This window comes from Paracoccus sp. MA (assembly GCF_020990385.1).
In the GTDB taxonomy this organism is placed as follows: domain Bacteria; phylum Pseudomonadota; class Alphaproteobacteria; order Rhodobacterales; family Rhodobacteraceae; genus Paracoccus.
The window spans coordinates 639,744-653,124 of record NZ_CP087599.1 but is presented as its reverse complement, the minus strand read 5'-3'; the positions used below and the strand labels follow the sequence as shown (position 1 = coordinate 653,124).

11 protein-coding genes are annotated in these 13,381 nt (G+C 68.4%); 5 read left to right on the top strand and 6 right to left on the bottom strand.

Features of this window, described 5'->3' with window-relative positions:
- Positions 1-44: 44 nt before the first annotated feature.
- From phnC to phnE (LOS78_RS21930), 4 genes are all read left to right on the top strand, one after another.
- Positions 45-863 (top strand): phosphonate ABC transporter ATP-binding protein, encoded by an 819-nt coding sequence (phnC, locus tag LOS78_RS21945; RefSeq protein WP_028713782.1) that lies wholly within the window; start codon positions 45-47, stop codon positions 861-863.
- A gap of 35 nt (positions 864-898) precedes the next feature.
- Entirely contained in the window at positions 899-1,798 is a 900-nt protein-coding gene (phnD, locus tag LOS78_RS21940) for a phosphonate ABC transporter substrate-binding protein (protein WP_028713781.1), read from the top strand.
- Between the two features lie 64 nt (positions 1,799-1,862).
- On the top strand, positions 1,863-2,708 hold the full coding sequence (gene phnE, locus LOS78_RS21935) for a phosphonate ABC transporter, permease protein PhnE (protein WP_230378737.1): 846 nt from the start codon (positions 1,863-1,865) through the stop codon (positions 2,706-2,708).
- Between the two features lie 3 nt (positions 2,709-2,711).
- Positions 2,712-4,037, top strand: a complete 1,326-nt coding sequence (phnE, locus tag LOS78_RS21930; RefSeq protein WP_230378736.1) for a phosphonate ABC transporter, permease protein PhnE — start codon at positions 2,712-2,714, stop codon at positions 4,035-4,037.
- Positions 4,038-4,228: 191 nt separating this feature from the next.
- Here the strand turns inward: phnE (LOS78_RS21930) and glyA are convergent, their stop codons facing one another.
- Genes glyA through LOS78_RS21900 form a run of 6 tightly spaced genes read right to left on the bottom strand, consistent with a single transcriptional unit; the run spans position 4,229 to position 12,530 of the window.
- The gene (gene glyA, locus LOS78_RS21925) at positions 4,229-5,524 is read right to left on the bottom strand and encodes a serine hydroxymethyltransferase (RefSeq protein ID WP_230378735.1); all 1,296 of its coding nucleotides are present in this window, start codon (positions 5,522-5,524) and stop codon (positions 4,229-4,231) included.
- 22 nt (positions 5,525-5,546) lie between these two features.
- Entirely contained in the window at positions 5,547-8,198 is a 2,652-nt protein-coding gene (locus LOS78_RS21920; protein ID WP_230378734.1) for a phosphoenolpyruvate carboxylase, read from the bottom strand.
- 1 nt (position 8,199) lies between these two features.
- The gene (locus LOS78_RS21915) at positions 8,200-9,171 is read right to left on the bottom strand and encodes a D-glycerate dehydrogenase (protein WP_230378733.1); all 972 of its coding nucleotides are present in this window, start codon (positions 9,169-9,171) and stop codon (positions 8,200-8,202) included.
- A gap of 9 nt (positions 9,172-9,180) precedes the next feature.
- Positions 9,181-10,062 carry a succinate--CoA ligase subunit alpha gene (gene sucD / locus LOS78_RS21910; RefSeq protein ID WP_028714599.1) on the bottom strand — a complete coding sequence of 294 codons (882 nt, stop codon included), beginning with the start codon at positions 10,060-10,062 and terminating at the stop codon, positions 9,181-9,183.
- Positions 10,062-11,258 (bottom strand): malate--CoA ligase subunit beta, encoded by a 1,197-nt coding sequence (locus LOS78_RS21905; RefSeq protein WP_230378732.1) that lies wholly within the window; start codon positions 11,256-11,258, stop codon positions 10,062-10,064. The genes sucD and LOS78_RS21905 overlap by 1 nt, the downstream gene beginning before the upstream one ends.
- Before the next feature lie 24 nt (positions 11,259-11,282).
- Positions 11,283-12,530 carry an aminotransferase class V-fold PLP-dependent enzyme gene (locus LOS78_RS21900; RefSeq protein WP_230378731.1) on the bottom strand — a complete coding sequence of 416 codons (1,248 nt, stop codon included), beginning with the start codon at positions 12,528-12,530 and terminating at the stop codon, positions 11,283-11,285.
- Between the two features lie 186 nt (positions 12,531-12,716).
- Here LOS78_RS21900 and LOS78_RS21895 point away from each other — a divergent pair, with 186 nt between their 5' ends.
- Positions 12,717-13,370, top strand: coding sequence for a response regulator transcription factor (locus LOS78_RS21895; RefSeq protein ID WP_230378730.1), 654 nt, complete (start codon positions 12,717-12,719; stop codon positions 13,368-13,370).
- Positions 13,371-13,381 lie beyond the last annotated feature (11 nt).

Genomic DNA, 13,381 nt, shown 5'->3' with positions numbered 1-13,381 from the left:
GCAAGCCCTCTATCAGCCCCCCAACCGCTCATGGAGGGCCCGCCTTGCTTGCAGTTCAGAACGTCACCCGCGTCTTTTCCGGGCGTGCCGCGGTGGACGATATCAGCTTTGCCGTGGACGGCCCGGCCTTCGTCGGCATCATCGGCCGGTCGGGCGCGGGCAAGTCCACCTTCCTGCGGATGATGAACCGGCTGACCGACGCCTCGGCCGGGCGGATCTGCGTGGACGGGCGCGACATCCTGGCGCTGCGCGGCCGCGACCGCCGCGCCTGGCAAAGCCAATGCGCGATGATCTTCCAGCAGTTCAACCTGGTGCCGCGCATGGACGTGGTTTCGAACGTGCTGCACGGGCTGCTGAACCGCCGCCCGGTGCTGGCCACGCTGTTCAACCTCTGGCCGCGCGCCGACATCCTGCGCGCGCTGGAGATCCTCGACCGGCTGGGCATCGCCGAACAGGCCCCCAAGCGGGCCGAGGCGCTGTCGGGCGGCCAGCAGCAGCGCGTCGCCATCGCCCGCGCCCTGATGCAGGACCCCCGGATCATCCTGGCCGACGAGCCCATCGCCAGCCTCGACCCGATGAATGCGCAGATCGTCATGGACACGCTCAAGCGCATCAATGTCGAGGACGGCCGCATGGTGATCGCCAACCTGCACACGCTGGACACGGCGCGGCGCTATTGCGACCGGGTGATCGGCATGCGCGACGGCCGCATCGTCTTCGACGGCACGCCCGCGCAGCTTTCGACCGGCGTCGCCCGCGACATCTATGGCGCGGACCACAGCTTCAACGAGGCCGCGACCTCGACCGCCATCCCCGCCGACGCCGCGGCCGATGCGGCCTATGCCGCGCGGCTGATGGCCTGACGATCCCTGCAATACTCGCAACCCATGGAGAGACCATGAAACCGCTTGCCCTGGCGCTTGCCGCCGCCACCGCCTTCACCTCGGCCGCCACCGCCCAGCCGATCACCGGCTTCAACCTCGGCATCATGGGCGGCGAGAACGCGCAGGACCGCATGACCTCGAACGAATGCTACCGCGCCGCCATCGAGGCCGAGCTGGGCGTGCCGGTCAAGGTCTTCACCCCCGCCGATTACGACGGCGTCATCCAGGGCCTGCTGGGCGGCACGCTGGACATGGCCTGGCTGGGCGCCTCGGGCTATGCCAAGATCCATCTGACCGATCCCGAGGCGGTCGAGCCGGTGCTGACCAAGCAGAACATGGACGGCTCGACCGGCTATTACGCCATCGGCTTCGCCCGCAAGGACAGCGGCATCGCCTCGATCGAGGATGCCAGGGGCAAGTCCTTCGCCTTTGCCGAGCCGAACTCGACCTCGGGCTATCTGGTGCCGGGCGCCGAACTGGCCGAGACCCATGGCAAGCTGGAGGATTTCTTCGGCCAGGTCCGTTTCGCCGGCGGGCATGAACAGGCCATCATCGGCGTGGCCAACGGCGATTTCGACGCCGGCGTCAGCTGGGCCGACGGTCTGGGCGACTGGGAGGACGGCTATAACTCGGGCGCCTTCCGCAAGGCCGCCGATGCCGGGCTGGTCGAGATGAACGACCTGGTCGAGATCTGGAAGTCCAAGCTGATCCCGGAAGGGCCGATGGTGCTGCGCAAGGCCCTGCCGCAAGAGGTCAAGGACAAGGTCACGAAGCTGACCGCCGACCTGCACGAGACCGACAAGGCCTGCGCTTATGGCGTCGCGCATGGCGAGGCCATGGATTTCGTGCCGGTGACGCATGACGCCTATCTGGGCGTGGTCGCCGCCCGCAAGCTGCAGGAAACGGCGCAGTAAGCGCCTTCCCCGGCCGCGTCCCCCTGCCGGGGCGCGGCCTTCGCATTTCAGCCGCAGGACTCTCATGGCCGCCCTTGCCCCGGACCATATCCGCGATGCCTATCTGGAACTGGCCCGCCGCCGCCGGCTTTACGGCGGGCTGTTGCTGGTGCTCTTCGTCGCCATGATGGCGGCGGGGTTCCGGCTGGCCGAAAGCCGCAATGCCGGCGGCTTCGTCGACGGGCTGCCGATGGTGCTGGCCTTCCCCTCCGAGGTGCTGGCCGAGGCCTGGCAGAAGCGCGCGAACCTGCCGGGCCTGCTGGCCAAGCACCTGCCCTCGCTGGTCGAGACGCTGAACATCGCCGCCGTCTCGACGCTCATGGGCGGGCTGATGGCGATGGGGCTGGCGCTTCTGTCGACGCGCGGGCTGGCGCGCTGGCCGCGGCTGACCGGGCTGTTCCGCCGGCTGATGGACGCGCTGCGCGCCGTGCCCGAGATCGTGATCGCGCTGGTGCTGATCTATATCCTGGGCGGCGGGCCGGTGCCGGCGGTGATCGCCATCTCGCTGCATACTGCCGGCGCGCTCGGCAAGCTGTTTTCCGAAGTGGCCGAGAATGCCGACCTGAAGCCGGTCGAGGGGCTGGCCTCGGTCGGCGCCGGCTGGGGCCAGCAGGTCGGGCTGGGCGTGCTGCCGCAGGTCGCGCCGAACTGGCTGTCCTATGCGCTGATGCGCTTCGAGATCAACCTGCGCGCCAGCGCCATCCTGGGCTTCGTCGGCTCGGGCGGCATCGGCTACGACCTGAAGCTGGCGATGCAATGGGGCACGGGCCGCTATGACGAGGTGGTGGCGATCTTCCTGCTGCTGTTCGTGGCCATCGTCGCCATCGACCGGCTGTCCGACCACGCGCGCAGCCGGCTGGTAAGGGGCTGAACCATGACGACCACCGCCACGCTTTCCCCCGCGCTGACCGATACCGTGCTGACCCGCTTTGCCCGCCGCCGGCTGGCAGCCTTTGCGGTGCCGCTGGCGATCCTGGCCTATCTGGCCTATGCCGCCATCGCCTTCGACATCGCCGGGCTGGCCGGGCGGGCGCGGATGGACAATGCCGCCGTGCTGCTGGCGGATTTCTGGCAGCACAAGACCCATGTGACGCGCGACAACCGCACGGGCGCGCTGCGCGTCGCCATCGACGGCGAGGCCAAGGGCACCTATCCGCCGGATCGCCTGCCCGCCTGGATCGCCGCCGAGGGCGATGCGACCCGCATCGACCTGGGCCACGGCCATGTCGTCACCTATGACGCGGAGGGCGCGCGCTACGACGTGCCCGGCTACGGCCTGATCGACATCCGCCAGCAGGACGGCGGGCTGCGCCTGACCGCGCCCGAGCCGCTGCCGGACTGGATCAACGCCTCGGACAGCCGCGTCAGCGTCACGACCGAGGCCGGGCGCTTTGCCTATACCCGCGCCAAGGTCGAGACCTTCCGCTATCAGCCGGGCTGGGCGCTGTTCTTCTTTACCCTGGACAGCCCGTTTCACTACATGAGCTGGCCCGAGATCGCCGCCAGCGCGCTTTGGGGGCCGCGCGTCGATCCCGGCCTGCCCAACATCGCCGCCATGGCGCGCGATTTCTGGACCAATGCGATGTGGCGGCATGGCGACGTGATCTGGGCGATGTTCGAGACGGTGCTGATGGCCTTTCTGGGCACGTTCGGCGCGGCGCTGCTGGCGCTGCCGCTGGGCTTCATGGCGGCGCGCAACATGATGCCGCTGGGCGCGCTGCGCTTCGGGCTGCGGCGGGTCTTCGACTTCATCCGCGGCGTGGACGGGCTGATCTGGACCATCGTGCTGGCCCGAGCCTTCGGTCCCGGCCCGATGACCGGCGCGCTGGCGATCCTGCTGACCGACACGGGAAGCTTTGGCAAGATGTTCTCGGAAGCCTTGGAAAACATCGACGAAAAGCAGGTCGAGGGCATCCGCTCGACCGGCGCGGGCGCCGTGCAGCGGGCGCGCTTCGGGGTGATCCCGCAGGTGACGCCGGTGCTGCTGAGCCAGGTGCTGTATTTCCTGGAATCGAACACCCGCGGCGCCACGGTGATCGGCGCCATCGTCGGCGGCGGCATCGGCCTGTTGCTCACCCAGGCGATCCAGACCCAGAAGGACTGGGAGGACGTGGCCTATTACATGGTGCTGATCGTGCTGATGGTGATGGCAATGGACAGCTTCTCGGGCTGGCTGCGCCGCAGGCTGATCCGGGGCTAGACGCCTCTCCGTCGCGGCGATCCGGGATCGCGGGTCGCCGCCCCAAGGCCGCGCCGCCCAAGGGCGCCTGAAGCCAGGGCGGCGCGCTCTCCCTGGCCTCCAGCGTTCTTTTCGGGCTGCTGCTTTTGGCCTGCGTTGCGCTGTGGATCATGATGCGGCGCGGGCTGGTCTGAGCCTGCGCCGCGGCGGGCTCACATGCCGCTGTAAAGCGGGAAGCGCGCGCAAAGCGCCTCGACCTCGGCCTTGACGCGGGCCTCGACCTCGGCATTGCCCGCCTCGCCATGCGCGGCCAGCCCGTCCACCACCTCGACGATCCAGCGGGCGATCTGGCGGAACTCCGCCTCGCGGAAGCCCCGCGTGGTGCCGGCCGGCGCGCCCAGACGGATGCCCGAGGTCACGAAGGGCTTCTCGGGATCGAAGGGCACGCCGTTCTTGTTGCAGGTGATGTGGGCGCGGCCCAAGGCCGCCTCGGTCGCCTTGCCGGTCACGCCCTTGGGGCGCAGGTCCGCCAGGCACAGGTGGTTGTCGGTGCCGCCCGAGACGATGTCGATGCCGCCGCGCATCAGCTCGTCCGCCATGGCGCGGGCATTGGCGACGACCTGCGCGGCATAGTCCCTGAATTCGGGGCGCAGCGCCTCGCCGAAGGCCACCGCCTTGGCGGCGATCACATGCATCAGCGGGCCGCCCTGCAGGCCGGGGAACACCGCCGAGTTGATCTTCTTGGCGATCTCGGCATCGTTGGTCAGCACCATGCCGCCGCGCGGGCCGCGCAGCGATTTATGCGTGGTCGTGGTCACCACATGGGCATGCGGCAGCGGCGAGGGATGCTGGCCGCCCGCCACCAGCCCGGCGATATGGGCCATGTCGACCATCAGCCAGGCGCCCACCTCGTCGGCGATCTTGCGGAATTCGGCCCAGTCCCAGATCCGCGAATAGGCGGTGCCGCCGGCCAGGATCAGCCTGGGCTTCGTCTCATGGGCCTTTTTGCGGATCTCCTCCATGTCCAGCAGCTGGTCCTGCTGGCGCACGCCGTAGCTGACGACGTTGAACCACTTGCCCGACATGTTGACCGGCGAGCCATGCGTCAGGTGGCCGCCCGAATTCAGGTCGAGCCCCATGAAGGTGTCGCCCGGCTGCAGCAGCGCCAGGAACACCGCCTGGTTCATCTGGCTGCCGCTGTTCGGCTGGACATTGGCGAAGCCGCAATCGAAGAGCTGCTTGGCGCGTTCGATGGCCAGCTCCTCGACCACGTCGACATATTGGCAGCCGCCGTAATAGCGCTTGCCCGGATAGCCCTCGGCGTATTTGTTGGTCAGGACCGAGCCCTGCGCCTCAAGCACCGCCTTCGAGACGATGTTCTCGGACGCGATCAGCTCGATCTCGTCGCGCTGGCGGCCAAGCTCCTGGCGGATCGCCCCGAAAATGGCAGGGTCGCGGGTGGCAAGCTCATCGGCGAAGAAGCCCGCCCGGGATGGGTGTTCGTTCATGTCCTCTTTCTCCTTGTTGCCGCTATCCGGTCCAACCCAGCGCGGTCGAGATGCTGTTCATGGTCTGCATCAGCGGTATGGAAATCCCCGGCCCCGGCCGGTGGCGATTGTCGCCAAGCAGCCTGACCTGCAACCCGTGCACCCGTTCCAGATCGGCGCGGACGCGCCCGAAGCGACCGGCCATGTTGGGAAAACGCTCGCCGATGCCGGCCTGACCGGTCAGGAAAACCACGGCAGCGCGGCTGCGTTCATATTCCTGGCCGATGCGGCCGAAGATGTCGCCGCGCACCGCCGGGTCCCGGACCAGCGCCGCATAGGTCTCGGCGATCCGCATATCCGCGTGGAACAGCGATTTCTCGACCTCGTCCACGATCAGCCGGAAGATGCGCGAGTCGCGGAACATCCGCCGCAGAAGCGCGTCGCCTTCCTCGCGGTGGAAGCGCCGGAAGGTCTCGACGGCGGTGCCGAAGCCATACCAGCCGGTGATCAGGTGGCGGTTCTGCGACCAGGCGAAGACCCAAGGGATGGCCCGCAGGTCCTCGAGCCCGCCGGCGCCGAAGCGCCGGGTGGGGCGCGACCCCATCTTCAGCAGCGCCAGTTCCTCGACCGGGCTGGCCTGGCGGAAATAGTCGATGAAGCCGGGCCGGTGCAGCAGCGCGCGATAGGCGGTGCAGGACATGTCCGCCAGGGCTTCCAGCGTGTCGTTGAATTCGGGCCGCACCGGCTCGGGCGTCGCCTGCAGCGACTGCGCCATGACCGAGGAGACCAGCAGCTCCAGCTCGTATTCCGCCGTGCTGCGATTGGCGAATTTCGACGACACGACCTCGCCCTGTTCGGTGGTGCGCAGCTGGCCGTTGATGGTGCCGCGCGGCAGGGCGGCGATGGCGCGTTCGGTCGGCGCGCCGCCGCGGCTGACCGAGCCGCCGCGACCGTGGAAGAAGACCGGCACCAGCCCGTGCCGCGCCAGCACCGCCATGATGCTGCGCTGCGCCTTTTCCAGTTCCCAGGTGGAACACAGGAAGCCGCCGTCCTTGTTGCTGTCGGAATAGCCCAGCATGACCTCGACCCGGTTGTCCTCGGTCACCAGGCTGCGGCGGGCCAGCGGCACGCGCAGCAGCTCGTCCAGGATCCGCGGCGCGGCGCGCAGGTCGTCGATGGTCTCGAACAGCGGCACGACGCGCAGGTCCAGCCGCTCGGCCCCGAAGCCGGCATGGCGGGCAAGCAGGAACACGGCCAGCAGGTCGTCGCAGGAGCGCGTCATGGACAGGATGAAGGTGCCGATGGCCTGCGGATCGGCGCCGAACCGGGCGCGATGCAGCAGCGCCAGCAGCGCCAGCAATTCCCGCGCCTCGTCGCCCAGCCCGTCGCGGTCCAGCCGGGGCAGCGCCTCTTGCCCCAGTTCGCTGCGCAGCCGCTGCGACCATGCGGCGCTGCCGAATTCCGGCACCGCCCCGGCCTGGGCCCAGATCCCGGTCAGCACCCGCGTGGTGACCGAGGAATTCTGCCGCACGTCCAGCGTCACGGTGCGGAAGCCAAAGACCTCGGCCTGCCAGCGCAGCGGCCGCACCAGCCGGTGCGCCAGCGTCTCGGCGCCGATCTCGGCCAGCGCGGTCTCGACCCGGCGCAGGTCGGCGAGGAAATCGCGCAGATGCGGATAGGCCGGCCCCGGCCCGCCGGCCAGCGCAGCGATGCGGCGCTGCATGGCGCTTGCCGCCTGGCGGAACAGCTCGCCCGGATTGCGCTGCCGGTCGGCGGCGGGCAGGTCCGCGGCGTCGATCACCGCCGCCAGCCGCGCGCGGGTCTCGGGCCGCAGGCCGGCAATCTCGCTGCTGATGCTCAGATGCCGGGCGGCCAGCGTCAGGCCCTGAAGATAGCGGTCGAGGATCGCGTCGCGCCCCAGCTCCAGCGCGGCGCGGGTCGTCTCGACCGTGACATGCGGATTGCCGTCCCGGTCGCCGCCGATCCAGGAATGGAAGCGCAGCGGCGCGCCGGTCTCCTGGCCGGGGCCGTAGCGGCCGGCGACCGCGTCGTGGAACTGCCGCACCAGGTTCGGCACCGCGTCGAACAGGCTGTCGCGAAAGAATTGCAGCCCCCATTCGATCTCGTTCAGGGGCGAGGGCCTTTGCCGGCGCAGCTCTCCGGTCAGCCAGAGCAGGTCGATCTCGCTTTCGATCTCGGCCATCAGCGCCGCCCGTTCCTGCCGAGTCCAGCGCTGGCTTTCCAGCCGGACCAGCGCGCGATAGATGCGGCGGTGGATTTCCAGCACCGTGACGCGCTTGGCCTCGGTCGGATGGGCGGTGATGGTGGGGCCGACGCGAAGCTGGCGCAGGCTGCGCGCGACGCTTTCGCGCGGCATGTCGGGGGCGGATTGCAGGGTCCGGGCTAGGCCGCCCTCGATCGCCGCGCGGCCCGAGCGGGACTCGACCGTGCGGCGCAGCCGCATGGCGGCATGTTCGTCGATGATCCGCAAAAGCTGGAACCAGATGTCGAGCCCCTGCAGATAGGCGCTCATCTCTGCTTCCTGCGGTTCCGCCGCCTCGCCGGTCAGCAGCGGCAGGACCTGCGGCGCGTGGCGCTGGATGACCCGGTGCCAGAGGCCGCGCAGCTCGCCGCGCAGCCGGTCGGCCTGGCCCGCCGACGGCTCGGCGCCGATATCCGCCACCCCCGCCCGCATCTCAGTTCACCCGGTCTCGGGGCTCGCGGCCCGCAAAGAAGTCTTCGAGATTCTCGATGACGCGGAAGCCCATGGCCTCGCGCGCCTCGCGGGTGGCGCTGCCCAGATGCGGCAGCATCACCAGCCGGTCGCAATCCCGCAGCTGCGGGTTGATGTTCGGCTCTCCGTCGAAGACATCCAGCGCCGCGCCGCCGATCGAGTCGAACCACAGCGCATGGGACAGCGCCGTCTCGTCGATCACCTCGCCGCGGGCGGTGTTGATCAGGAAGGCATCCGGCCGCATCAGGTTCAGCCGGTGCGCATTGATCAGGTGGCGGTTCGATGCGCCGCCCGGGCAATGCAGCGAGATGAAGTCGCACATCGGCATCAGCGCGTCCAGGCTGTCCACCTGCACGGCATTGCATTGCGCCAGAACCTCGGGTGCGACCGGGCTGCGGTTGTAGACCAGGATGGTCATGCCGAAGCCGTGATGGGCGCGCCGGGCCATTTCCTGGCCGATGCGGCCATAGCCGACGATGCCCAGCGTCTTGCCCGAGACCTTGGTGCCGACCAGATGCGTCGGCCGCCAGCCGGTCCAGAGGCCGGCGCGCAGCTCGCGCTCGCCCTCGCCGGCCCGGCGGGCGACCATCAGAAGCAGGGTCATCGCCAGATCGGCCGTGCATTCGCTCAGCACGTCCGGGGTGTTGGTCACCACGATGCCGTGCCGGCTGACGCGGTTCAGGTCGATATGGCTGTAGCCGACGCCGTAATTGGCCAGGATCCGGGTCTGGGGCCGGTCCAGTTCCAGCGCCGGGGCGCCGATCCTGTCGGTCACCGTCGGCAGGATCGCGTCATATTCCCGCATGGCCGTCCGAAAATCCTCGGGCGCCAGGGGTTTGTCCGCAAGGTTCAGCTGCACGTCGAAGATTTCGGACAGCCGCGCCTCGACCGCTGCGGGCCAGCGGCGGGTGACAAGAACTCGGGGTTTCGCCATCGCCGCCCCCTATTGCATGACGCGGGCGATGGTTTCGCCGATCACGGCCGGATTCTCGGCCATGGTGACGCCCGCCGCCGCCAGGATCTCGACCTTCTCGCTGGCGCTTTCGCCGAAGGCCGAGATGATCGCCCCGGCATGGCCCATGGTGCGGCCCTTGGGCGCGGTCAGGCCGGCGACATAGGCCACCACCGGCTTGCTGACATGGTTGCGGATATATTCCGCCGCCTCGGCCTCCTGCGGGCCGCCGATCTCGCCGATCATGCAGATCACATGGGTTTCGTCGTCCTGCTCGAAATGCTCCAGCACGTCGCGGAAGGATGAGCCGTTGATCGGATCGCCGCCGATGCCCACGCTGGTCGAGACGCCCAGCCCGCGCTCTTTCAGCTGGGCCGCCGCCTCATAGCCCAGCGTGCCCGAGCGGCCGATGATGCCGACATTGCCCGGCAGGTAGATATGGCCCGGCATGATGCCCAGCATGGCCTTGCCGGGGCTGATGGTGCCGGCGCAATTCGGGCCGGTCAGGATCATCCGCCGTTCCTTGGGATAGCGGTACATGTAGCGCTTGACGCGGATCATGTCCTGGGCGGGGATGCCGTCGGTGATGCAGACGCAATAGCGGATGCCGGCATCGGCGGCCTCCATGATGCTGTCGGCCGCGGCGGGCGGCGGCACGAAGACCAGCGTGGCCTCGGCCCCGGTCTCGGCCACCGCCTGCTTGACGGTGTCGAAGACCGGCACGCCCTCGCAGGTCTCGCCGCCCTTGCCGGGCACGACGCCGCCGACGACATTGGTGCCGTAGTCGATCATCTCGCGGGCATGGAAGCGGGCCATCTTGCCGGTGATGCCCTGAACGATGACGCGGGTTTCGCGATCCAGAAAAATGCTCATCAGACGGCCCTCAGGTTGGGATTGCGCTGGGTATCGGCGCGCCATGCGGCGACGGCGCGCTCGGCGGCTTCCATCAGGGTGGTGGCGCGGATCAGCGGCAGGCCGCTTTGCGCCAGGATCTTCTGGCCTTCCTCGACATTGGTGCCGGCCAGCCGGACCACCACGGGCACCGGCACCGGGTTCTCGCGCAGCGCGCGGACCACGCCCTCGGCCACCCAGTCGCAGCGGTTGATGCCGGCGAAGATGTTGACCAGGATCGCCTGCACGTTCTTGTCCGACATGACCAGGTTGAAGGCCCGCGCCACCCGTTCCGGCGTGGCGCCGCCGCCGATGTCGAGGAAGTTCGCCGGCTCGCCCCCGGCCAGCTTGATCGTGTCCATGGTCGCCATGGCGAGGCCCGCGCCATTGACGATGCAGCCGATATTGCCGTCCAGCCCGACATAGGACAGGCCGTGGTCGGCGGCACGGGATTCTCGCGGATCCTCCTGCGACTTGTCGCGCAGTTCCAGGATCTGCGAATGGCGGAACAGCGCGTTGTTGTCGAAGGTCATCTTGGCGTCCAGCGCCAGGATGCGGTCGTCGCTGGTCACGACCAGCGGGTTGACCTCGACCATGGTCGCGTCGAGTTCGCGGAAAGCGCGATAGCAGCCGCGCAGGGTGCGCACCATCTGCTGGACCATGGCGGGCTTGATGCCGAGCGCGAAGGCGATCTCGCGGCACTGGAATTCCTGCAGGCCCACTGCCGGCTCGACGGTGGCGCGCACGATGCTGTCGGGCTTCTGGGCCGAGATCTCCTCGATCTCCATGCCGCCCTCGCCGCTGGCGACGATCATCACCCGCTGGCTGGCGCGGTCCAGCACGAAGCCCAGATAGATCTCGCGGCCGATGGGCACGGCGGCCTCGACATAGACGCGATAGATGCCCTTGCCCTCGGGGCCGGTCTGGTGCGTCACCAGCTTCTGGCCGAACATCGCCTCGGTCGCCGCCTGGATCTCAAGGTCGCTGTCGCAGACCTTGACGCCCCCGGCCTTGCCGCGGCCGCCGGCATGGACCTGCGCCTTGACGACCCAGCGGTCGCCGCCCATCTCGCGGGCGCGATAGGCCGCCTGTTCGGGGCTGTAGGCCAGCGCGCCCTGCGGGATGCCGACCCCGAAGCGGTTGAGTATCTCCTTGGCCTGATATTCGTGGATGTCCATGTTCGCCTCCTCCCTCGGGCGCCGTTATTCGGCCGCGACCGTTGTCTGGTAATGATCCTCGAGCCGCTCGGTGATCCGGCCCATGTTGATATTCGCGCCCATCGCGGCCATCGCCGCGGCGAAGCGGGTGACGATGTCGGTGATCGCCTTCTGATTCAGCAGGTTCAGGATGCCGATGCGGATCTGCACCGGCTCGGACAGCGTCGGCCAGATGCCGAAGCCCTGGGCGCGGCAGTTCTGCACCAGCTCCATCTCGCGGCCCTTCAGCGCCTCGGGCAGGTTCAGCACCACCAGCGAGGTCATGTTCGAGGTCACCTTGCAGCCCATCGCCGTCACCGCGTCGCGCAGCGCCGCCTCGTGGAAGGCATAGGCCTTGGCGCGGCCGGCCACGGTCTGCTGCAGCAGGATACGCAGCGCCTCGTGGAAGGCGGCGACGGCATAGGCGCTGTGGGTGCGGTGATAGCTGCCCTTTTCCACATCCTTGCCGTCGATGATGCCCCAATGCCGGGCCTCGAGGATCGGGTGATGCACGAAGGTCCGGCAGCCGGTCCGGCGCAGTTCCGCGATGTAGCGGTCGCTGAAGCTGACCGGCGCATAGGTCAGCGGCAGGCAGCAGATGCCCTTCTGCGGGCAGGAGGCCCAGCCATGCACGCCCGGATAGTCGTCGATGCGGAAATCCTCGACGCCCAGCGAGGAGACCGCATCGACCAGCCCCATCGCACCGTGCCGTTCGCAGGCATCGGAAAAGCCGCGCATGTCGTTGGTCCGGCCCGAGCCGGTTTCCCAATGCGCCACGGCGGCCCATTTCGGCTTGTGCTCGGCCAGCGCCGCCTCGACGATCTCGGCGGTGACGGATTGGCCGTGCGGCACGGTCACGACCTTGACCGAGGCCGGCTGCGGGTCCATCGGATTGGCGGCCAGCTCCTCGGCGGTGGCCGCCTTCATGCGCAGGGTCAGCCCGTCGATGCCCGAGAAGGTGCCATTGACGAAGACCACCACCCTGTCGCCCGGCAGCACGGCGCTGAACAGGCAGTCGAGCCCGCTCCAGCCGGTGCCGGCGACGCCGAAGGTATGGATGTTCGCAGTCCCCATCACCTCGCGCAGCATCTGCTTGCATTCGATCATGCCGCGCAGCACATCGGCCTGCATGTGATCCGCGACCCCGGCGCTGGCAAAGCGTTGCAGCACCCGCAGGTCGGTATTGCCCGGTCCCGGGCCGGCCGCGAGAGTGTTGGGAATTTCAAGCTGCGGGAAGATCGCCACTTCAGCCATGATATTTCCTTACGATTAAGTTTCTTTAACTGTAAGAAAACTCCTCTCGACAGATGCCGCAACGTAAGATTATGCTGCTTTTCGGTATCCCTTTGGGTGGTCATCTACCTACCCAAAGGAGTGGGAGGACAAGATGCCGAAAAATTTCCCAGGCTTTTCCGCCTTTTACACGCGTGGGGCTGGCTGATGCGCACCGTCAGCAGCGTGGAAAAGGCGGTTACGATCATGCTGGGCGACAGCAATCCGCTGGTGCTGTCCGCCATGTCCGAGGTTTTTCAGCGCGACACGCGGTTTTCGCTGCTGGCCACCTCGGCCACGGCCGAGGGATTCCTGGCCACCGTGATGCGGATCCCCGCCCAGGTCGGAATCATCGACTGGAGCCTGCCCGCCATGGGCGGCGCCAAGCTGCTGGAACAGCTGCGCGAGCAGGAGGGGGCGCCGCGCATCGTGGTCTATGGCGACCAGGCCAGCGAGGCGCATCTGGGCGCGCTGGGGGCGGGCGCCGCCGGTTTCGTCGCCCGCAGCGACCCGGCCGAGACGCTGCTGGACACCTGCATGGCCGTGGCCGCGGGCAAGATGGTCTTTCCCTATCTGGACGTGCGCGCGCTGCAACGAAATCCGCTGCAATCGCTGTCCCCGCGCGAGATGGACATGCTTGAGGCGCTGTCCAAGGGCCTGACCAATCGCGAGCTGTCGCGCGAGCTGGGCATCTCGGGCAACACGGTCAAGTTCCACCTCTCGAACCTCTACGAAAAGCTCTCGGTGCGCAGCCGCGCCCAGGCCATCGCCTTCTATTATTCCAGCCGCCACGGCCCCCCGCCCGGCAGGGGGAGCGACTGAATCTGTGGCAG

Bases quoted from the DNA above. Each gene is read 5' to 3' on its own strand.
- LOS78_RS21895 (WP_230378730.1), top strand. From the start codon at position 12,717: ATGCGCACCGTCAGCAGCGTGGAAAAGGCGGTTACGATCATGCTGGGC.
- glyA (WP_230378735.1), bottom strand. From the start codon at position 5,524: ATGAACGAACACCCATCCCGGGCGGGCTTCTTCGCCGATGAGCTTGCC.
- LOS78_RS21905 (WP_230378732.1), bottom strand. From the start codon at position 11,258: ATGGACATCCACGAATATCAGGCCAAGGAGATACTCAACCGCTTCGGG.
- phnD (WP_028713781.1), top strand. From the start codon at position 899: ATGAAACCGCTTGCCCTGGCGCTTGCCGCCGCCACCGCCTTCACCTCG.
- LOS78_RS21915 (WP_230378733.1), bottom strand. From the start codon at position 9,171: ATGGCGAAACCCCGAGTTCTTGTCACCCGCCGCTGGCCCGCAGCGGTC.
- sucD (WP_028714599.1), bottom strand. From the start codon at position 10,062: ATGAGCATTTTTCTGGATCGCGAAACCCGCGTCATCGTTCAGGGCATC.
- phnE (WP_230378736.1), top strand. From the start codon at position 2,712: ATGACGACCACCGCCACGCTTTCCCCCGCGCTGACCGATACCGTGCTG.
- phnE (WP_230378737.1), top strand. From the start codon at position 1,863: ATGGCCGCCCTTGCCCCGGACCATATCCGCGATGCCTATCTGGAACTG.
- LOS78_RS21920 (WP_230378734.1), bottom strand. From the start codon at position 8,198: ATGCGGGCGGGGGTGGCGGATATCGGCGCCGAGCCGTCGGCGGGCCAG.
- LOS78_RS21900 (WP_230378731.1), bottom strand. From the start codon at position 12,530: ATGGCTGAAGTGGCGATCTTCCCGCAGCTTGAAATTCCCAACACTCTC.